General features: G+C 43.6%; 11 protein-coding genes. 6 read left to right on the top strand and 5 right to left on the bottom strand.

All coding sequences use genetic code 11. From position 1 onward, the window contains the following. Positions 1–5: 5 nt before the first annotated feature. On the top strand, positions 6–1,187 hold the full coding sequence (locus tag KTO63_RS23705; protein ID WP_217794457.1) for a TlpA disulfide reductase family protein: 1,182 nt from the start codon (positions 6–8) through the stop codon (positions 1,185–1,187). 49 nt (positions 1,188–1,236) lie between these two features. Then, positions 1,237–2,712 carry a redoxin domain-containing protein gene (locus KTO63_RS23700; RefSeq protein WP_217794456.1) on the top strand — a complete coding sequence of 492 codons (1,476 nt, stop codon included), beginning with the start codon at positions 1,237–1,239 and terminating at the stop codon, positions 2,710–2,712. A 266-nt stretch (positions 2,713–2,978) separates the two neighbouring features. On the opposite strand, the gene KTO63_RS23695 is transcribed toward KTO63_RS23700, so the two are convergent. Together KTO63_RS23695 and katG are read right to left on the bottom strand one after the other, a co-directional pair. Next, positions 2,979–3,584 (bottom strand): RNA polymerase sigma-70 factor, encoded by a 606-nt coding sequence (locus KTO63_RS23695; protein WP_217794455.1) that lies wholly within the window; start codon positions 3,582–3,584, stop codon positions 2,979–2,981. Between the two features lie 141 nt (positions 3,585–3,725). Continuing rightward, on the bottom strand, positions 3,726–5,993 hold the full coding sequence (katG, locus tag KTO63_RS23690; protein ID WP_217794454.1) for a catalase/peroxidase HPI: 2,268 nt from the start codon (positions 5,991–5,993) through the stop codon (positions 3,726–3,728). Between the two features lie 469 nt (positions 5,994–6,462). On the opposite strand from katG, the gene KTO63_RS23685 reads away from it, so the two are divergent. Then, positions 6,463–7,662 carry an OprO/OprP family phosphate-selective porin gene (locus KTO63_RS23685; protein WP_217794453.1) on the top strand — a complete coding sequence of 400 codons (1,200 nt, stop codon included), beginning with the start codon at positions 6,463–6,465 and terminating at the stop codon, positions 7,660–7,662. A gap of 156 nt (positions 7,663–7,818) precedes the next feature. On the opposite strand, the gene KTO63_RS23680 is transcribed toward KTO63_RS23685, so the two are convergent. Continuing rightward, positions 7,819–10,071 (bottom strand): DUF5703 domain-containing protein, encoded by a 2,253-nt coding sequence (locus KTO63_RS23680; protein WP_217794452.1) that lies wholly within the window; start codon positions 10,069–10,071, stop codon positions 7,819–7,821. A gap of 212 nt (positions 10,072–10,283) precedes the next feature. On the opposite strand from KTO63_RS23680, the gene KTO63_RS23675 reads away from it, so the two are divergent. Next, positions 10,284–12,341, top strand: a complete 2,058-nt coding sequence (locus KTO63_RS23675) for an alpha-glucuronidase (protein ID WP_217794451.1) — start codon at positions 10,284–10,286, stop codon at positions 12,339–12,341. Positions 12,342–12,450: 109 nt separating this feature from the next. Beyond that, positions 12,451–13,734 (top strand): glycosyl hydrolase family 8, encoded by a 1,284-nt coding sequence (locus KTO63_RS23670; protein WP_217794450.1) that lies wholly within the window; start codon positions 12,451–12,453, stop codon positions 13,732–13,734. Positions 13,735–14,109: 375 nt separating this feature from the next. On the opposite strand, the gene KTO63_RS23665 is transcribed toward KTO63_RS23670, so the two are convergent. Continuing rightward, a complete protein-coding gene (locus tag KTO63_RS23665; protein ID WP_217794449.1) occupies positions 14,110–16,032 on the bottom strand; it encodes a sialate O-acetylesterase in 1,923 nt (640 codons plus the stop codon). Positions 16,033–16,382: 350 nt separating this feature from the next. Here KTO63_RS23665 and galB point away from each other — a divergent pair, with 350 nt between their 5' ends. Continuing rightward, positions 16,383–19,091 carry a beta-galactosidase GalB gene (gene galB, locus KTO63_RS23660; protein ID WP_217794448.1) on the top strand — a complete coding sequence of 903 codons (2,709 nt, stop codon included), beginning with the start codon at positions 16,383–16,385 and terminating at the stop codon, positions 19,089–19,091. A 445-nt stretch (positions 19,092–19,536) separates the two neighbouring features. Here galB and KTO63_RS23655 read toward each other — a convergent pair whose 3' ends face one another. Further along, positions 19,537–21,873: a S9 family peptidase gene (locus tag KTO63_RS23655; protein WP_217794447.1), complete on the bottom strand. Its 2,337-nt coding sequence runs from the start codon at positions 21,871–21,873 to the stop codon at positions 19,537–19,539. Positions 21,874–22,060: the final 187 nt, after the last annotated feature.

Below are 22,060 nucleotides of genomic sequence, written 5' to 3'. Positions count from 1 at the left end.
AATCATTGGCTGTCGCAGATGTAAAATCTGTAACAGCCAATGATTACAAACTACAATACCAGGAAATGAAATTATTGTTTCAAAAAACAATGATCAGCGGAGGGCTGCTAATTTGCGCTGCTTCATTGTTTGCCCAACAAAAAAATTATTCCATTACAGGCAGCATAAAAGGTTTGCAAAATGGTTGCGCCAAACTTGTGCACATGGATGGTGAAAAGAGAATAGTGGATTCTGCCAAAATAATTAAAGGCAAATTCTTACTCAAAGGAAAAGCCCTTCCTTATAGCGACTTCTATTTTTTCTCCGTTGATAAAACGGGAATCTCTCAAAGGTTTTTTATGAATGGCGGTTCGCTACAACTGTCTGGCAACAAAGATTCCAGCACTGCAACTGTTAGTGGAACTCCTTTAGTAGCCGAATATGCTGTTTACGAAAATAGCATGAAAGAAGTGATGAGCATGATGGGCGACAATGCACGCAAAAGTTATGAGTGGGCCGATAATGGAAAGAAAAAACTAACAAAAGAGCAGGATAGTATTTTGAGTGCAGAGTATCGTTATGCAGAAAAAAAAGGACAGGCAATCATCGAAGATTTTATCACCAAACATCCCAACTCTGATCTTAGCGCTTACCTGGTTGCACAATTCTATTCTTACCCACAGCAGGCAGCGGATCAGGCAAGACTATTTACCACGCTTACAAAAAGTGCACAACAGTCGCACTATGGTAAAGCTGTAGCAGAAGCGGTAGAGGGCGCCGCAAAAACTGCCGTTGGTGTAGATGCACCAGGATTTGTACAACAAGATACTTCAGGCAACAATGTATCATTGGCGTCATTTAAAGGTAAGTATGTGTTGGTAGATTTCTGGGCAAGCTGGTGCGGCCCTTGCCGTAAAGAAAACCCGAATGTGGTTAAAGCTTACAACAAGTATAAAGACAAAAACTTTACAATCATTGGTGTATCACTTGACAATGATAAAGCCAAATGGGAAAAAGCAATTTTGCAAGACAACCTCACGTGGGTTCATGTATCGGACCTGAAAGGATGGAAAAATGCAGCTGTGCTGGATTACTATGTAAAATCAGTACCTGCTAATTTCCTGGTAGATCCTAACGGAAAGATCATCGCAAAAAACCTTCGCGGCGAGGACCTTGAAAAAATGCTTGAAAACAAATTATTGAACTAATCGCCGCTCGTATGTGCTCCAGCATGCATGCGGGAAACAAATGCAAACAATGAAAAAAAATACAACAACTGTAGGCATTGCAGTAGCTGTAATGATGACCCATAGCGTTTCTGCACAAAATGTTACAGATAGTACAAAGAAATATTTTGCAAGTCTTTTGAAATCAGGCAACGAAGCTGATAAAGCATTACTCCAGACAAAGCTGTATGATCTTTTACAAACAAAGGACGAAGAGAACTGGTCAACAGCAAGCAATTATTTCTATCAACTGGGAAAAGCAAAAACTTCCGATTCTATTTTCAATGCGCAGAAAGTGAAATTTCCTTTGGGCATGGCAATGAGAGGAGAGGAAGTTACCGCAGTGTACGACGAAAAAGATCCTGTAAAAAAAGAAGCTGCCTACAAAGCATGGGTGAAAAAATTTCCTGTACCTAAAAATACAGGCACCAATAACATCGTGTACGACTACGCACGCAATGCCGTTGCCATGGCCTATGCAAATGCAGGTAACACCGCAAAAGGCCTAGACTATACGAACATGGTTGAAACCAACCTGTGGAAAGGAAATGCATACATGAGTCTCGCAGAGGCTATGATGAAGCAAGGCAACTACAAAGAAGTAGAATCTCTTTGTAAACGAACCCTTGAAAGCGTAAATGAGTTTAAGACTTTCCGTAAAGATGAAGAAGGAGCGGGCTTTGCCCGGATTGCTTTTGGTGGCGCGAATGCTATGTATGCAAAGGCACTGGCAGCACAAAAAAAATACAATGAGGCATTGCCTTACATTAAAACTGCCTATGACAGCAGCGAAAGAGTAAGCCCTGACACCTATCAAACGTACGCAGATGTTTTGAGCGCACTCAACAAAAACAAAGAGGCGCTTGATATCATTAGCCAGGCAACGTTAAAGGGTCTTGCAACGCAACCAATCAAAGACAAAACAAAAGCATTGTATGCAAAAGTTTACGGAAGCCAAGAAGGGTATGATGCATACATTGAAAAGCTGAACAAAGAAATGGTGGCAAAAATGTTGCAGGAAATTCCTTCAAAAATGATCAGCAAACCTTCGCCACAATTCACATTGAAAGACGTAGACGGCAAAGTGGTATCGCTTGCAGATTACAAAGGCAAGACGGTAGTGGTCGATTTTTGGGCAACATGGTGCGGCCCTTGCAAAGCCTCATTCCCTGCAATGCAAATGGCCGTGAACAAATACAAGAATGATGCGGATGTTGCATTCTTGTTTATTCATACATGGGAGAAAGGAGCCGGCGACGCTTCTGCGGCAGCAAAAAAATACGTTACAGATAACCGCTACACATTCGAAGTGTTGATGGATTTAAAAGATTCAGTGTCCGGAGAAAATAAAGTGGTATCAGCCTATGGCGTAAACGGCATTCCTTCAAAATTTGTAATCGACAAAGCGGGTAATATCCGTTTTCACCTCACAGGCTTTGAAGGCGGCAACGATGCAGCAGTAGAAGAACTTTCAGCAATGATTGAATTGGCAAAGAAGTCATCGTAAATAAAGAATATAAAAAAATACTTCGGGCGCTAAGACACCGATTAATGTTAACATCGAAAGTCTGCAATGGCCGCAGAACACAAACACCCCCACTTGTCATCCCGACGAAGGAGGGATCTGAGTCTTGCACTAACAGTCTGTTCGAATAAACACCCAGATCCCTCGTTCCTCGGGATGGCAAGCAAAATTCGAGTATTGACTATAACATGCAAAAAGTGGCACTAGGTTAAACTAAAACGTCCCGAAACAAGTTGTCGGGACGTTTTCTATTTAAGCGATTTCATAATCATAAAAGTAATTGCCAGCGGAATTTCATTGTTCCTGTTCAGGTAATGTCGAATAAATTTCAGCGCTTCCACCAATTGATTCTTCACGGTGTTTTTAGAAATGTTCAGCTTCTCTGCAATTTGCTCATGGGTTAGTCCTTCGTGCCTGCTAAGCTTGTAAATCTTTTTTCTTTGCTCAGGCAAACTTTCAACAGCGGCCTGCACTAGTGATTCGCTTTCCTTTGCAAAAATCTCTTCCTCCGTTACGTTGCTCACCTTGGCACTTGTGGCACTTACCTGTAAGATGCGACGCGTTTCCGCAACAGCTTTCTTAAAATAATTCAGCGTTTTGTTGGTCGCAATTGTGTAGATATATGCCCTGAAATTTTCCACCTGCGTCATCTGTGCTCTGTTTAGCCAAACACTGATAAACACTTCCTGGATGATCTCTTCAGCAAGCGCTTCGGACTTTGCAATTTTTAAAACGAAGGGATAAATACTGCGGTTGTAATGATGATAAATAGCGCTAAAAGCATGCACGTCGCCCAATGCAACAAGGTTAAGCAGATGCTTTTCATCGGGTAATATTTTACTGGCTACTATCATCAAATGGGAAATAAATTTACTCAAATTTAATGACAGTAAAGCTAGTGGAGAATTGAAAGTTGAGAGTTGAGAGTTATTTTATTGCAGAAATCATCATAGAACGCAACAACTCTCAACTCTCAACTCTCAATTCTCCACTCACTAAAACTTATCCAAATTCATCACCTTGCTCCATGCGGCAACAAAATCATTCACAAATTTGTCACTTCCATCAGCACTTCCATACACTTCCGCAAGAGCTCTCAATTCAGCGTGGGAGCCGAATACAAGATCTGCGCGTGTTGCGGTCCATTTCACTTCACCTGAACCACGGTCGCTGCCTTCAAACAATTCTTTATCTGCTGAAACTGCTTTCCATGCCGTGTTCATATCCAGCAGATTTACAAAGAAATCATTGGTAAGCTGACCCGGACGTTTGGTAAACACACCATCTTTTGAACCATCAAAATTTGTATCGAGCACACGCAAGCCGCCCAGCAATGCTGTTAATTCCGGCGCAGTGAGCGTAAGCAAGTTTGCTTTGTCAATCAGCAGAGATTCTGTTGTTGCAGGAAATCTTCCTTTGCGATAATTGCGGAACCCATCTGCAATTGGTTCGAGGAAACCGACAGACTCAACATCTGTTTTGTCCTGCGATGCATCCATGCGACCAGCAGTAAAAGGCACGGTAACATTATGTCCCGCATCTTTCGCTGCCTTCTCAATAGCTGCACAACCTCCAAGCACAATCACATCTGCAATGGAGATTTTTTTACCGCCTGATTGTGCACCATTAAAATCTGCCTGAATTTTTGCCAAAGCATCCAGCACTTTTTGCAACTGTGAAGGGTTGTTTACCTTCCAATATTTTTGCGGCGCCAAACGAATGCGTGCACCGTTAGCACCACCACGTTTGTCCGAGCCGCGGAAGGTAGAAGCCGAGGCCCATGCTGTAGAAACCAATTCAGATACTGTCAGTCCTGATGCTAAAATTTTTCCTTTCAAATCAGCAATATCTTTTTCATCTACCAATGCGTGATCAACAGCAGGAATAGGGTCCTGCCACAACAACTCTTCTGCAGGAACATCAGCACCCAGGTAACGGGCACGAGGGCCCATATCACGATGTGTCAGCTTGAACCATGCACGTGCGAAAGCATCTGCAAATGCATCAGGATTTTCCAGAAAACGTCTTGATATTTTTTCATACACCGGATCAAATCTCAACGACAGATCAGTTGTAAGCATTCTTGGCAAATGTTTTTTTGAACCATCGTATGCATCGGGAATAAACGCCTCTGCATCCTTCGCCACCCATTGATGTGCGCCGCCCGGACTCTTTGTAAGTTCCCATTCAAAGCCAAACAAGTTCTCGAAGAAGTTATTGCTCCATTGTGTCGGCGTTTTTGTCCATATTACTTCAAGACCACTTGTAATGGTATCTGCACCTTTGCCGGAACCAAAACTATTGCTCCAGCCAAATCCCTGCATATGCACATCAACCGCCTCAGGCTCTTTGCCCACGTGCGTTGCAGGAGCAGCACCATGCGTTTTCCCAAAACTGTGACCACCTGCTATCAGCGCCACTGTTTCTTCATCATTCATGGCCATGCGACCAAATGTATCACGGATATCTTTTGCCGCTGCAATAGGATCGGGGTTACCATCAGGTCCTTCCGGATTTACATATATCAGGCCCATTTGCACCGCCGCTAATGGATTTTCCAGATTGCGTGAATGAATATCTCCATCCGCATTATCATCGGAAACAGTTACACCATGTCCTTCCACCACACCCGGCGAGCCGTGCGCATAACGGATGTCTCCTCCGAGCCATGTCGTTTCGGAACCCCAGTACACAGATTCATCTGCTTCCCACGCATCTTCACGACCGCCTGCAAAACCGAACGTTTTGAAACCCATTGATTCCAAAGCAATGTTGCCCGCAAGAATCATTAGATCTGCCCATGAAATTTTGCGACCATATTTCTGCTTGATCGGCCAAAGCAATCTGCGGGCTTTATCCAGGCTAACGTTATCGGGCCAGCTGTTGAGCGGCGCAAAACGTTGCTGACCTGCACCCGCACCACCGCGGCCATCCTGTACGCGATAAGTTCCGGCGCTGTGCCATGCCATGCGAATAAAAAGGCCTCCGTAGTGACCAAAATCTGCCGGCCACCAATCCTGCGAATCAGTCATGAGGGCATGCAAATCTTTCTTTACCGCTTCAAGGTCAAGCGTTTTAAATTCTTCGGCATAATTGAAATCGTTAGCCATTGGATTTGATAACGACGAGTGCTGACGAAGTATGTTCAATCTTAACTGATTGGGCCACCAATCCCGATTGCGTGTGCCACCACCGCCAGTGCTGTTCTTCAAACTGCCATTGTGAAATGGGCATTTACTGATGTCGTTTGTTTCCTTTTCCATTAGTAGAATTTTATGGTATTAAATAACTTATGATTGAGCGTCGCACATTGTACGAGATTGTAAAAGTATGGTTTTGAGCATATAGTCAAAATCAATTGATTCTATATTCAGATAGCCAAAAACTATATCAATTTGAAAATTTGAAGATTTGAGAATTTGAAAATGATGGTTGCATCTGCGTAATAACATCTAAGGCAGGGGATGTGTTCGGCAATTTGAAAATTTGAGGATTGGGAATAGGGAACGCAGATTTTCATGATTGTCATGATTCTTGATGATTTGAAATCTGATTAAGTCTATTAAATCTCAAATCAAAGAATCATTTAAATCATGACAATCATGAAAATCTGCGTTCTACTTTGAATGCAGCACAGAAAGCATTCTCAAATTTTCAAATCTTCAAATTTTCAAATTACTCAACAATCTCCTTGTATTTAGTGTATTACAACCCGACCAACCTATGCAGGCAATGAACAAAATCCTACTATCATTTTTTGTATTCATTTTACTACACAATTACACAGTTGCTCAAAAACTTTTGACGGATAGCAGCAAAGCCGTTTCAATAAAATATGGCGATAAAGGCTTTGAATTCAACACCGCAGATGGCAAATTTCAATTACAAATACAAGGCCGTTTGCAATTTCGTTTTGCAACTCCTGAGGATCAGGACCCTGTAACTTTTGATGATTTTAGTGGAGAAAAGAAACCTTCATTTAAAATTAACAGGGCACGTTTAAAAGTTGGCGGTCATGCATTTAAGCCCTGGATAAAATATTATTGGGAATACGAGTTAAGCCAATCAAACTTGCTAAACTTTACTATTGCCATTGAAAAGTGGGAATGGCTGAGGTTTCAGATCGGGCAATTTAAAGTAGAATACAGCCGCGAAAGGAGAATAAGCAGCGGTGAACAACAAATGGTTGACCGATCTGTGATCAACCGTGCTTTTACACTTGACAGGCAACAAGGGGCTGAATTTTATGGACACTTGAAAGGCAAAGGATTGGCTGATTTCAACTACTGGGCGGGGGTTTTTACTGGTACTGGTCGAGGCAACACCGCAAATGATGACAGCCATCTGATGTACTTTGGAAGATTGCAGTGGAACTTCATGGGACGTTATCTTGATTTTGAGGGAAGTGATCTTGAGATTCATGAAAAGCCTGCAGGGGTACTTGCCATTAATGGCGTCACCAATCAGAGCCCCTACACCCGTTTTTCACAAGCAGGGGGTGGCTCGTTGGAAGGATATGAAAACGGGCAACCGGGGCAGTACAGAGTGAACCAGGCAAATATTGAAACAGCATTTATGTACAAAGGTTTTAGCTGGCAAAACGAGATCCATTGGAAGCAGATCATTGACAAATTCAACAACGACTACACCGACAACCTGCGTGGCTATTATGTACAAGCCGGTTATTTTTTTCATGAAGTTTTTGACTGGTGGCCCAAGCCGTTGGAAATGGCATTTCGCAATGCTGGCTATTTCCCCAATAGCGAACAGGACCAAACAAAAAAAAGAGAAAACTCACTCGCATTCAACTGGTTCTTCAATGGCCACAAGAATAAGTTAACTGCAGAAACAAGTTATTTCAACTACGATAAAACCGGAAACATTCCTGCAGATGAGTGGCGGTTTCGCCTACAATGGGATATTTCCTTCTAATTTGAAAATTTGAAGATTTGAGAATTTGAAAATGGAGCTGTTCGTTTCTCAAATTAAATTCATTCATTCTCGCAATGCAAAATGTTCAGAACTAATAATGAAACCTGCACTGAAAGCATTTTCAAATTTTCAAATCTTCAAATTTTCAAATTGATACTATTTCGCCGGCATTTTCAGAATAACATCTTTCTTCCTCGCAGCTGGCACCACTTCCATCGTTGCAATAGTTTCCCCTTCGCTTACAATACGAACAGTTGTATTGTCAAATGCATGCAGCTTGCAATCTACATTCCATGATTTTGGAAGCGCTGGCAACGCGAGTATCTGTTGATTTACATTTTGCAACAACATGTTTTGTAAGCCGATAGCCAAAGCTCCGCCATTATCAAAATCGGGAACATAATCACTGCCGGGTTTCCAGAACGCCGGAAAGCGCACATCTTTTTCAAGCGAGCTTACGTTCTTCATCAAATACGCTTTCGTTTCATCAGCAAGCCCCAAAAGTGGCGCCTGTATTACATCTTGTGTCCAGCAGTTAGATTGCTTAAAAATGCGGTCGTTGAAAGTATTCAGTGCTACATCGAGATCGGGATGTCCAAGTCCATACAGTTTAAATGGAAAGATGACATAGCATTCAGGGTTCTCAAAATTGCGACCTTTACCATATTCTTCAGCTGGCAGAATTTTCTTTTTGTCGTGCGTCATTGGTATCGCAGGAAGAGATGCAAGACAATTGTTCCATTCATTTCTCAATTCGTGAGATACAAAATTGGCGGGCAAAGAATCAAGCTTTGTGATCGTGTATTTCAATCCTGCGATATAATCCACCGGATTCAGGCAGTCCCAAAATTGTTCAGTAGCGTTTGCAGGAATAAAACGCAAACTTTGATTGATGCGCGGCCAATGCTGGTCAAAGAACCGTATTGCCTGCGTAGCAAAAGGCACAATGTATTGTTGCGCAAATGTTGCGTCCTTTGTGTAATCGTAATAGTCCAGCATTTCAGAAAGCATTTCCAAAGCGCCAGAATAATGATAGCGAATCCATCTTGTATCAGAAGCCTTTCCCGGATTATTCCATCCCCAATCATCCTGGATATACATGCCAAAGAAATTATACGTTTCCGGAAAAAATGCACCACCATGTCCGTAGTACGCTTTGGTGATGTCGGTTTGTAGCGGCAACATTTTCATGTACATATCAAACCATGGTTTTTTCAAATCAAAATCTCCCGACGCTGTCAGCGGCCAATAGAACAGGCGCGTGTTTTGATACCAATAACCCGGTCCCCAATTGCGGTAGTCGCCGTTTTTTCCTTTGTAGTCAAATGTAAAATTGCCACCGTTGAATTTCGCGGGATACGCGCCACGACTTTGGCACGCCATCATAAAACGTTGCAACAAATAAGCCCTTGTAACTTTCGTAGCGTCTTCATCTCCGCTAAGAAATATCCAGCTTCTGTTCCAGAATGCATCCCACCACGCGTGGTGATTGTCGAGCATTGTTTGAATATTTTCTCTGTCAATGTTGGAAACGAGTTGTTCAAGTTGCGCATCCCAATCCTTGATCGTTTGCGTTTGTGCAGTATAAGGATAAATGGCGATCACAAAATTCTTTCCTTGCTTAATGGACGTTAACGTACTGTCGTTTTGAGGTTGCATTCCATTTCCCTTTATGACTGCACCGAAGGTCCGATGCAAGTACGGATCAGCATATTTTCCAATCAGGGATGAAACGTTCTGCTTCGCCAATATCGTGTCGAAGAAAGAAGTTTCATTGCGATGGTACCATTCGATTCTATCAGATTTTTTCACCAGCACATCTGCACTTTCTGAAGGTTTTACAGGACTGCCCAATAATCCCCTGAAACTCGAAGCAATAGGATCATCTGGTGACGCAAGGGTAAACGGCTGCGGACGCATCAACTCTGTTGTGCAGCTTACTGAAATATTTTTGTCGGAAGTAGTCTCGATGCGAACCACCGGCTGATTGGCGTCGATCCATATTTTAAGCTTCACCCTGTTTCCTTTTTTACCAGCGAAAATTTCAATTTCACCTTTATACAGATTTAGTGTCTGTTCAAAATTTGTGTCCGTTGTAAAAGGATTCGGCGACATTTTCACTCTTATTCTTCCCACTTTTAGTAAGCGAGTTGCCTCGCTCCACGTGTCAGATTTTCCGATATACAACATCAGGTTTCCATCTTTTTCCACCCAAACATTGGCAGTAATATCACCATTGCCCAAAGGCATCGACTCCATTGAGCCCGTGGTACTAAGTGTGTTCCATGTCACATTGTACCCATTCAGTTTTTTAAGGACATCATCCGGGAGTTGTTTTTTAGGAGCAGTGTTTGCGAAAGAGAAGTTTACAATCGTAACGAGCATTAAAAGGACTTGCAGTTTTTTCATATCAGCATTTAAAAGTGAATGCAGCGAAAATAGTGTTCTGTTCTTAACAGAGCAGTTAATTAAGGATTAACCGAAGGAATTAATTGAAATTAGTGGAGGTTGAGAGTTGAGAATGGAGAGATGTTGGAACCCTATATTGAAATAGTTTTTACACAGCTATTAACTCTCAACTCTCAACTCTCAATTCTCAACTATTACCTAAATTGCATCATATGAAATCTCTATTCTCCTGCGTGTTTTTTCTTGCCACTTTGACACTTCGTGCACAGGACGGACATTCACTTTGGCTGCAAAATAAGGCATCAAAATCAGTGACGGTTATTTGCACCAAAAAATCACCCACATTGTCTATCGCCATCCGGGAGCTGAAAGATGGTTGGCAAGGCAAGGCTGATGCCTCTTGTACTTTGTCCATTAAAAAAGATAAAACAATAAAATCCGACGGCTTTAAGCTAAGCGAAAACGCTGTCGAGGCGAATACAGACAAAGGCATTTTATACGGAGCATATGAATTGTTGCGTAGGCAACAATTGCAGGAAGCCATCACCGGTGAAGTAGAAAATCCATCTTATGAAATTCGCATCCTAAATCATTGGGACAATCCCGATGGTTCAGTGGAACGCGGATATGCTGGCAATTCTATTTTTTGGCGCAGCAATGATGCGCTGGTTGTTACGGAACAAGACAAAAAATTATGGCAGGAGTACGCACGGGCCAATGCATCTGTTGGTATCAACGGAACGGTATTGAACAATGTGAATGCATCGCCACTGATATTGTCCGCAGACTATCTCAATCGTGTAAAAGCCATCGCCGAAGTATTGCGACCTTATGGTATAAAAGTTTATCTCTCCGTAAAATTTTCGTCTCCTGCTTTGTTAGGCAAATTGAAAACATCAGATCCACTGGATGCAGAAGTGATCGCATGGTGGAAGAATAAGGTGAAAGAAATATACAGCATCATTCCTGATTTTGGCGGCTTACTTGTGAAAGCGAGCAGCGAGGGACAGCCCGGCCCGCAAGACTTTGGGCGCACACATGCGGACGGAGCCAACATGCTGGCCGATGCATTGAAACCTTATGGCGGCATTGTTATGTGGCGCGCATTTGTGTATAGCCCAAATGACAAGGACCGTGCAAAGCAAGCCTATAACGAGTTTATGCCACTCGATGGAAAGTTTAGCGACAACGTGATCATACAGGTAAAAAATGGCCCCATCGATTTTCAACCGCGGGAACCATTCAGCGCTTTGTTTGGTGCCATGAAGAAAACATCCGTGATGCCCGAGTTTCAAATAACACAGGAATACCTCGGACATTCCATTCACCTCGTTTTCCTATCGCCCATGTGGGAAGAATGTTTGCAAAGCGACACCTACCAACAAGGCGAGGGTAGTACCGTCGCACGCTGCACAGATGGCAGTATCTACAATCAAACATATACCGCCATTGCAGGGGTCGCTAATATTGGCCTGGATGCAAACTGGTGCGGCAATGATTTTGCGCAGGCAAACTGGTACGCATTCGGACGCCTTGCATGGAACGTGAATTTTAAAAGCGCGCAGATTGCAGATGAATGGCTCAAGCTTACATTTTACAATGCAACTTCCAATGAAACAAGTGCAACAAGTTATGCAACAGAGTGGACAAGCAATTTTCTTTCGCCAGTTAAACAAATGATGCTCGACAGTAGAGAAGCAGCCGTGAACTACATGACGCCGCTTGGTTTGCATCATATCATGGCAGCCAACGAACATTACGGCCCGCAGCCTTGGTGGGCACCAGAAGGAACGAGAGCAGACTGGACGCCACCATATTATCACAGGGCATCAAAAGATGGCATTGGTTTCAATCGCACAACAACAGGCAGCGATGCAGTTGGCCAATACCACGAACCGCTCGCATCACAGCTGAATGATCCGAAAACTTGCCCTGAAAATTTATTGCTTTGGTTCCATCACTTACCGTGGAACTACAACATGAAAGATGGCCGCATTTTGTGGGACGAATTATGCTATCGATATGATAGTGGTGTGCAGCAGGTTCGCTCGTTTCAAAAGACCTGGGACAAAGCGCAATCTTATGTCGACAGCGTTCGCTTCAAGTCAGTGCAACAAAATTTACGCCTTCAGTGCCGCAATGCCATTTTATGGAAAGATGCATGCCTGCTGTATTTCCAGCGGTTCAGTCAACTACCGATTCCTTACGATATTGAGCGTCCCGTTCACGATCTTGATGATATCATAAAGAATGACAGACGTAATTATTGATCCGGTTGCTTCAGAATAATCTGCAGGACTTTTGATTTAAACATTCTGCGTATTAATTTAACAGTGATAACATCATCGATTAAAACGTTCTTCAATAAACGAAGCCATCATGAAAAAATATGCGGTTCTTTTGTGTGCACTATCTATGTTTTGTTTTACCCACACATTAATTGCCCAAAAACAAAAAGCAAAGAAATCAAACAAAGCAACAACCGACGCATTTTACACAGGCACATATCCCAACCTTTTTAAGCAAGCAGGGTATAATCAAACAGACATTGACAGCAAACTTGCGAAAGCATACCATGATGTTTTTGAGGGGCCCGACAAAGTTTATTTTGAAGTAGGCGATTCAATGGCCTATGTATCCGATGTAAAGAACCACGATGCACGTACAGAGGGACTTTCATACGGCATGATGATAGCGGTGCAATTGAATAAAAAAGATGTTTTCGATCGCATCTGGCGCTGGACAAAAAAATATTTGCAACACCAGGACGGTCCGCGACAAGGCTATTTTGCATGGAGCATTGAGCCTAAAACACTCAAGAAAAATTCTGACGGAACGGCTTCTGATGGTGAATTGTATTTTGTAACCGATCTGTTGTTTGCGGCCAATCGCTGGGGCAACAATACTGGCATCGACTACTATCACGAAGCAAGAATCATTCTGGATGCCATGTGGAGCAAAGATGGAACGGGCGGCATTTATAATATACTCAACACAACTTACAAACAAATCACCTTCACACCGGAGGAGAAAAATTATGGGTGGACAGATCCTTCTTATCATTTGCCTGCCTTTTTTGAAATATGGGCAATGTATGCGAAAGATGGCCACGAACAATTTTATAAAGACTGTGCAGATACCTCGAGGGCCTTCCTGCACAGAGCCTGCAAAGCAGCTACCGCATTGAATTACGACTACACTGAATTTAGCGGAGAAGCGCATTCCACACCATGGATGCCGCCGGCATTTCGCTTTGATTCATGGCGCGTGCCGATGAACATCACAATGGACTATGTATGGTTTGGAAAAGACAAAGAGTGGCAACAGGATTATGCAAAGCGTTTTCAAAGTTTCTTGCGATCAAAAGGCATTGATAAGTTTGATGATCAGTTTAACATCGATGGATCGGCCCCTGAGTTTATTCTTCCCGCAGGTGGCATTAAAAAACTACGGCACTCACTGGGACTTGTTGCTACATCTGCAGCCGCGTCTTACATGGGGCAAGATAAAAACTTCGATTTTGTTCATGCACTGTGGAACGCAAAACTGGAACCTTACGAGGATGGTTATTTCGATCCTTATTATGATGGACTGTTGTATTTATTCAGCATAATGCATTTGAGCGGGAATTATAAAATCATTAAGCCAGCGGGAAGTAACTGAATAATTGAATCATTGAATTATTGAATTATTGAATTATTGAATTATTGACGGAAAGCCCGCATCGTCATTGCGAGCCACAGCACACTTGGCGCGCCTGTATGTTTACGGGGTACTTGCATATAGGCAAGCGTGGCGAAGCAAACTCGCAAAGTGCGCGGAGATTGCTTCGACCGCTTGTTGATTGTTTGACTTTGCCTAAATAACTCATCCACTCATCCTCCGCAGGTCTCGCAATGACGATGCGGCTTTTACTCAGCTATTCGACCTTCAGTTACTCAGTTATCCAGTTACTCGGTCATTCAGTTATTCAGTTACTCAGTTATTCAGTTATTCCGTTATTCAGTTACTCAGTTATTCAGTTATTCCGTTATTCCGTTATTCAACCCCTCCCTCAAACGGCGACGCCGGCAAGCCTTCCTTGTTATACAAATTCGGATTCACCGGATTATCGGCCCATGCATAGCGAACGTATTTGGGTTCACTCACATTATCACTCCAGACGATGATCTTGTCACCTTCAATTTTTGCATTTGCCCACACAAACTTTTTATCTGCGCCCGCAATGGCAAACTCTTGCAAAGCCTCACCATCATTGGTAGTTAAGCCGCTTCCTATACTGGTGAAAGAAATAATCATCTTATTACCATCAACACGAGACGACTGATATAGCGGTCCTGAATAAATGATGTTTTCACCGTAAGCAATTTTCTCCGCGGCCAGTGCAAGTCTGTCGCCAACTTCTTTCTTTCTATCCGGGTGAATATCGTTCCATTCGCCAAGATCAATCGTAACTGCCATTGCAGTGTTCGGCACAGACAATGAATTGCGTTGCCTATCACGAAATGCGGCCCATTGACTTTCAGACGGCAGGTAATTCATGTCCATAAATCCCGGCAACTGCACATACAAAAAAGGAGCGTTGGGATTGTTCCATTTTGTTCTCCAATCATTGATCATGGAAGGTAGCAACTTCGCGTACTGCGCTGCATTGCCGGAGTTTGCTTCCCCCTGGTACCACACAAATCCTTTAACGGCATAACCAATAGCAGGAGCGATCATCGCATTGAACAAAGCAGCAGGTTGGTAATGCAATGCAATGCCTCCACCAAGGCCTTTGGTTGGCAAAAACACTTGTCCCACTTTGTATTGCCAGTAACCTTTAAGATCAATTGTATCATTGCCCGCAATCAGTTGATAAGGCTTATCAGGAACAAAACCGCCCTTGTCAGAATTGTTCGTCACCTTTATTACGAACAAATTTTTGCCTGGCTTCAAAACATCTGCTGGCACAGCATACCGCCGTTGCGGATACATGTAACCCGTGCTACCAACCTGTTTGCCGTTGATATACAAAACATCTGCATCTACAATTCTGCCCAGAAAAACTTTCGCAGCTTTGCCCACCATAGAAGCGGGCACATCAATTTCTTTTCTGTACCAAACAATGCCATCCAGATTTTTCACACCCTGATCCTCCCAGTAACCAGGAATATTGATCGTTCGCCAACCCTTTGGTTCATACGCGGGATCAAACCATTTCACTGAGCCCTCAAGTCCTTTATCTTCAGAGAGCGTGGCGACTTTGGTTTTTACATTTCTGTTTGTTTCATTCACGTAGGCAGTGTCTTTATTTTTCGCGAGCGTTGAAAGGATAGAAGGGAATTCCTTAAAACCATCTTCGCTGATCCATGCTTCAATAGGAGTGCCGCCCCAGCTTGCATTGATCAATCCGATAGGTACATGATATTTATCGTATAATTTTTTAGCGAAGAAATAAGCGACAGCAGAAAACTGCAGCACGTCAGTAGGATTCGCAGACTTCCAGTGCGCATCAGAAAAATCCTTTTGCGGAGCTACTAAGTTTGTAACAGAAGGCACCAAAAACTGTCTTATTTCAGGATAGTTTGAAGTCGTAATTTCATTGGCATATAACACACTGTGCAAGCTCATCTGGTGCACCATGTTCGATTGACCGGAGCAGAGCCACACATCACCAATCAAAATGTTGTTGAGTGTAAGATGATTGCTCGCATCAATGTTCATCGTGTAAGGCCCACCCGCTTTCATCGGCGGCAGGAGCAGCGACCAATTACCAGCGGCATCTGCTTTAACACCAGACTTTTTCTTATTGAAAGTGATGTTGATCTTTTCATTCGGCGATGCCCAACCCCATATTTTAATCTTCGCATCCCGTTGCAGCACCATGCTGTCTTTGATCAGTTGAGGCAGCTTAACCTGAGCGTTCGTACCCAGGTAGCACAGTAAAGCAAAAGCAATCGTGTTGGCAAGTCTTTTCATTCTAATGAATTGGCTTTGAGTGAAATTACCCATTGTTAGCTTCAAAAATATAAAAAATCGGAATCATTGCAATCGGTTGCATATATTTGGCTGAAAATAGATTTTAGGTGTAGTGAATACACTTAATTTGAAATACAACGACGTTATCGCAGCGGAGAGCAAATAAATCAACGCGAGTTGTTTGTCATCCCGAGGAACGAGGGATCTGGGAGGAACACGACCAACCGGTTTGTGCGATACTCAGATCCCTCGTTCCTCGGGATGACAAACAACCTTCTTGTATCGGTTTCAAACACCGGAATAATGCATCCTCGCTGAATTTTGTAACGTCGGCACAACACACTCTGCCTATGTTCATCAATCAACGATTCTTGCGTATTGCTGTTTGCCTATTACTGGCAATACTTTCAGTTGTTTCAAACGCTCAAACCAGGCAACGTATCAGCCTAAACAATGGCTGGAAGTTCATGCGTTATGATACAGAACCAGACAAATTAATATACGACGAACGCCCTGTTGTTACGGATAAGAACGACAACAAAGTTGCTGATACGAGGGCCTCGGAATCAGGAATGGCAGTCACTTCGAAGGATGCATTGAAAGCGTGGATACTGCCCACGGCAAATGATTTCATCAAAGATCCGTCAAAACATCATCAACGCCCACAAGGTGATCCCGGAAAAGATTTTCCTTTTGTTCAAAATAATTTTAACGACGCACAATGGCTAAGCGTAACTCTTCCGCATGACTGGGCCATCGACAAACCTTTTTACAAAGAAGAGAATGCAATTGTGGGCGGCGGCATGGGACGCCTGCCAATACAGGGTGTTGCGTGGTATCGAAGAAAACTAAATGTCTCTTCAAACGACCTTAATAAATCTATTTACCTTGACATCGACGGCGCCATGTCGTATGCAATGGTGTGGCTCAACGGAAAGCTCGTTGGTGGCTGGCCTTACGGTTATAATTCATTTCGACTTGATCTTACACCTTATATAAAATCGGGAGAAAATCAAATAGCAATCCGCCTGGACAATCCTGCGAACTCTTCACGCTGGTATCCCGGTGCCGGTCTGTATCGCAACTTGTGGCTCACCAAGGTTGATCCAGTACACGTAGCACAGTGGGGTACTTTTGTTCGCACAAAAAACATTTCAGCAAACGCAGCAACTGTTGATCTTTCCGTTTGCGTGGCAAATACTTCAGCAACCGAACAAAACTTGAAAGTGTCAACTGACATCTACGCACTGAACAACGCTTTTGTAAAGACAGGAAATGCAATCGCTTCCTTTCAATCAACAGACATAACTGTAAAAGCGGGAGAGAAGCAAACGATAGAAAAATCTGTTTCACTAAAAAATCCAAAACTCTGGCAACCTTTACCAGTAAAGGATCGCAGCATGTACACGGCAGTAACGCGAATTTATAAAAATGGAAAAATTATTGATGAGTATGAAACACATTTCGGTATTCGTTCTTTGCAATTTGATCCCCTAAAAGGTTTATCGGTAAATGGCCTGCCGCTACGTATACAGGGTGTAAACCAGCACCATGACCTTGGTGCATTGGGTGCAGCATTCAATGTGCGCGCAGCTGAACGACAACTGGAAATGTTGCGTGACATGGGTTGCAACGCCATTCGTCTTGCTCACAATCCTCCCGCACCGGAGTTGCTTGAACTCACCGATCGCATGGGCTTTCTCGTAATTGATGAAGTATTTGATTGCTGGGAAAGAGGAAAAACACCACTCGATTTTCATTTGATTTTCAGTGATTGGCATGAAGCAGATATCCGTTCATTCATCAGAAGAGATCGCAATCACCCTTCTGTTATGGCATGGAGCTTTGGCAATGAAGTGGGCGAACAATACACCAGCGATGAAGGTGCAGCCTTAGCCAAACAATTACACGATATTGTGAGAGATGAAGACAGCACACGCCCCGCAACGGCATCCATGAACTATGCAAAGCCAGATATGCCATTTCCAAAACAGGTTGACATCCTTAGTTTAAACTACCAGGGAGAAGGCATTCGCGACGCGCCGGCTTATAGCCATTTGAAAGGCATACGCACATCACCTTTGTATCCGGCATTTCAAAAACAGTTCCCGGAAAAAATGATCGTTAGCAGCGAAACGGCCTCTGCGCTTAGCACACGCGGCACTTATATATTTCCCGTGATGGATGGCATCAGTGCCCCCGTGAGCGATTCCACAGGTGGCGATCCTGTAAATAAAGCAGTGAGTGCATACGATTTGTACACTGCAGCTTTTGGCGCATCGCCCGATAAAGTGTTTTACGCACAAGATCATAATCCTTACGTGGCGGGTGAATTTGTTTGGTCGGGCTGGGATTACATTGGCGAACCAACGCCTTATTATTCTGCGCGCAGTTCATATTCCGGCATCATAGATTTAGCGGGTTTTAAGAAAGACAGATTTTATCTCTACCAGGCACGCTGGCGCCCTGAGCTGGCAATGGCGCATATTCTGCCACATTGGACATGGCCCGATCGCATAGGTAAAGTAACACCTGTTCACGTGTATTCATCAGGTGACGAAGCTGAATTATTTCTGAACGGCAAATCGTTGGGTAGAAAAAAGAGAGGACAATATGAGTATCGTTTCCGTTGGGATGATGTGGTGTATGAACCGGGAACATTAAAAGTAATCACTTATAAGAAAGGCAAACAGTGGGCGATTGATGAAGTAAAAACCGCAGGTGCTGCTTACAAGCTTGTGTTGACCGCAGACAGAAAGAACCTGAATGCAAATGGCAAGGATCTTTCGTTCATCACTGTTTCCGTTGTAGACGAGAATGGAGTAGTGGTGCCTGAAGCCAGCAACAGCATTAAGTTTGAAGTATCCGGTGCGGGTGAAATTGTTGCCACCGATAACGGCGATCCTGCGAATCTTGTTTCATTCGCGTCAAAAGAAAGAGCGGCCTACAGTGGATATGCATTGGCAATCGTAAAAGCAAACACGAAGTCCGGAACAATAACAGTAAAGGCAAGTGCGGAAGGTTTGCCGAGTGCGGTGATAGTTGTTACAACAAAATGAGGGGCACACGGATGACACAGATGAGACTGATTTACACGGATTGTTGTGTAGGGAAATTTATAAAAGGAAACATCGTTTACTAGCGACCATTGTAGTAATGTCGGCGACGATGAATCGGCCTCTTAAAGCTACACGTCATTGCGAGACCCGGCAAAACATACAGCTTGCATTCATAAGCAGAGATACTGCCTCAAGGTGCGGGGCGAAGCAATCTCCGGCAGACTGCTGAGATTGCTTCGCCCGGTCTCTGTAGTGCCACACACTTTTGTTGTCAAATTATCACGCTCTAACGGTCTCGCAATGACGTGCACCTTTAATTCTCAGTGCGATGGTCGTCATGGTTGCGAGCGAAGAAGCCTAACGCTGAATGCCAAACGCCCAACGCACTTCAGGTGTATCAGGCGTTTGGCGTTCCGCGTTAGGCATTAGGCATTAAGCATTCCCCCTACATCACACGTCTATCACCAGTCACCTGCAACTTATACTCTTTAGGATGTTCGGCACCCAAAAGATTCGTTACAAAATAATCCCAACGGCGACGCATCATGTAATATGAATTTTCACCGTAGCCGTGATGTGCATGCGGAAATACAACCAGGTCAAAATCTTTACCTGCTTTTTCTAACGCATCTATCACCAGCATGGTGTTGTATGGAGGAACGTTGTCATCCATCATGCCATGCGCCAGCAACAATTTCCCTTTTAATGTTTTAGCATTGAGCTGGTCCGCTTGTGCGGTGTAGTTATCACTTCCATCTGCATTTTTTTTAAGTAAGCCAATGTAGCGCTCGCCCCAGTCATCTTCATAATTGCGATTGTCGTGATTGCCACTCTCGCTGATACCCACTTTAAAGAAATCAGGATACCTGAACATGGCTGTGGCAGTTGCAAAGCCGCCACCGGAATGCCCCCATATGCCAATGCGTGTAGTATCGAAATATGAATAACGCTGAGCGAGTTGGCGAATGCCGCTCACCTGGTCGGGCAGTGTGTTGATGCTTAGATCAGGAAAATACATATCCTGGAAACTCTTGCTGCGCAAAGGATTGCCGGACCCTTCCAATACCAATACACAAAATCCCAATTCGGCCAATGCCTGGTTATCGCCACGGGCAGAGCTAAAATCCCAGGTGCCATTCATGCTTCCTCCCTGCGGGCCGGGATACACGTAGTCAATAACAGGATATTTTTTGGAGGGATCTAAATGTGTTGGTGTAAACAGCAAGCCATACAAATCAGTTACGCCGTCATTTGCCTTAACGGTTATTGGAGTTGGCGCCTTCCAGCCAATCGCATCCTTCAAACGTGATACATCTGTGCGTTCCACTTCTATTATTTGCTTGCCGTTTTGATCAAGTAAAACCGTAACAGGAGGCACATCAAGTTTGGAATAAGTATCAACGATATATTTTCCGGAAGCGGAAAAGAACACGGTGTGATAACCTTCTGCTGGTGTAAGCAGCGTCATTCCTTTGCCGTCAAAACCAACTTTATATAGCTGCCTGTAGTAAGGGTTTTCTTTTTCTAAACCACGGGCGTAGAAATAAATAGAACGACTTTTCTCATCCACTTTCAGTATATCGCTTACCATAAAATTGCCTTTGGTAATTTGATTTTTCATTTTACCAGTGGCAACATCGTATAAATATAAATGCCCCCAATTATCTCTTTCAGAAAACCAAATGAGTTCATTGGTTTTGGGCAAAAATTTCCAGTTAATGGTTCCCCAGCCGGATTGATATTGCGTAGTAACATTTTCTTCGAACACTTCACGCACATCGCCGGTGTTGGCATTGGCAATGCGGAATTTTTCATTTTTATGATCGCGGGAAGTAGAAACAAATGCCAGCCAGTTGCCGTCATCGCTCCAGTTCACATCATCAAAAGTACCACTGCTTGAAATATCATCGCTTAGTGTAGCACGATGCGGATCTGCTGCGACTTTCAGCGTAATAACTTTTGGATTGCTTACTTCAATAATCACTCGCGTGATCATCGGAATATGCTCGTCACCAGGCAGCGGGTACTTCCATTGCTCCATTTTGGGGTGCCCGACATTTGTAGTGACAAGATACATTTCACCAACCTGTCGTTGATCTTGTTTGAAGGTTGCAATTTTTTTTGAATCGGGTGACCACAGGAGAATCGCTTCATCACTATGCTTCCAGCCTGCATTGTCAGTGGCGTACCCAAAATCTTCGACGCCGTCCTGCGTGAGTTGTGTTTCTTTGCCGGTTTTGGTATCGCGCATCCAAAGGTTCCAGTCTTTAATGTAGGCAGCTTTGCTACCATCGGGCGAAACTACTTCCGGAGCTTCGTTTGCGCTTGCATTGCCCTTATTGGAGTTACTTTCCGCCTTTACAATGCTGTAGTCTTGAAGATTCACTTTCCATTGCTGTCTGAAAGCATAGAAAGTAACAAAGCGGTTGTCATCAGAATAGGTGAAATAGTTGAACGGTAAAGCATCTGGAAACACTCCAATAGGAGCCACGGAAGATAGCGATGATGCAAGTCGTACGGCATCAAAGGCAGGCGTTTTTGTTTTTTTAACCGGATCAACAAGCACAAATTCACTTCCCTTCGGAGTAAGCGTACGATACCAGAAGCGATCGCCGGATATCCAGTTGGGAGAGGAGAAAGTACGGTCAAGATATTTGTGAGTATTATAACCCAGAAAACTTTCTGCACGCTGGTAGTCCTGCAGCGTAACAGCGTTTTGGGCATAGGTCGTTAGAAAAGAGCTGCATACAAAAGATGCGGCAATGAAATGCTTTATAGTCATATTTAATCTTATAGAAGGCCACAAAATAAGGAAAGTTTGCTTTAATGCACGCTTAAGGCCAAACACCAAACGCTTAATGCCTGATACACCCAAACGGCGTTCGGCGTTAAGCGTTCGGCGTTCAGCTAAAAAAAACAAAACCCGTCATGGGGTAAAACAGCACCGTTCACTCGTCTATACGAATGTC

Origin of the sequence: Pinibacter aurantiacus, from assembly GCF_019130065.1 — a bacterium.
GTDB classification, from domain to species: Bacteria; Bacteroidota; Bacteroidia; order Chitinophagales; family Chitinophagaceae; genus Pinibacter; species Pinibacter aurantiacus.
This window is presented reverse-complemented; position numbering and strand designations above follow the sequence as displayed.

Coding starts and splice junctions, on each gene's coding strand:
- KTO63_RS23695 (WP_217794455.1), bottom strand. CDS start 3,584: ATGATAGTAGCCAGTAAAATATTACCCGATGAAAAGCATCTGCTTAAC.
- galB (WP_217794448.1), top strand. CDS start 16,383: ATGTTCATCAATCAACGATTCTTGCGTATTGCTGTTTGCCTATTACTG.
- KTO63_RS23665 (WP_217794449.1), bottom strand. CDS start 16,032: ATGAAAAGACTTGCCAACACGATTGCTTTTGCTTTACTGTGCTACCTG.
- KTO63_RS23700 (WP_217794456.1), top strand. CDS start 1,237: ATGAAAAAAAATACAACAACTGTAGGCATTGCAGTAGCTGTAATGATG.
- KTO63_RS23670 (WP_217794450.1), top strand. CDS start 12,451: ATGAAAAAATATGCGGTTCTTTTGTGTGCACTATCTATGTTTTGTTTT.
- KTO63_RS23680 (WP_217794452.1), bottom strand. CDS start 10,071: ATGAAAAAACTGCAAGTCCTTTTAATGCTCGTTACGATTGTAAACTTC.
- katG (WP_217794454.1), bottom strand. CDS start 5,993: ATGGAAAAGGAAACAAACGACATCAGTAAATGCCCATTTCACAATGGC.
- KTO63_RS23675 (WP_217794451.1), top strand. CDS start 10,284: ATGAAATCTCTATTCTCCTGCGTGTTTTTTCTTGCCACTTTGACACTT.
- KTO63_RS23655 (WP_217794447.1), bottom strand. CDS start 21,873: ATGACTATAAAGCATTTCATTGCCGCATCTTTTGTATGCAGCTCTTTT.
- KTO63_RS23685 (WP_217794453.1), top strand. CDS start 6,463: ATGAACAAAATCCTACTATCATTTTTTGTATTCATTTTACTACACAAT.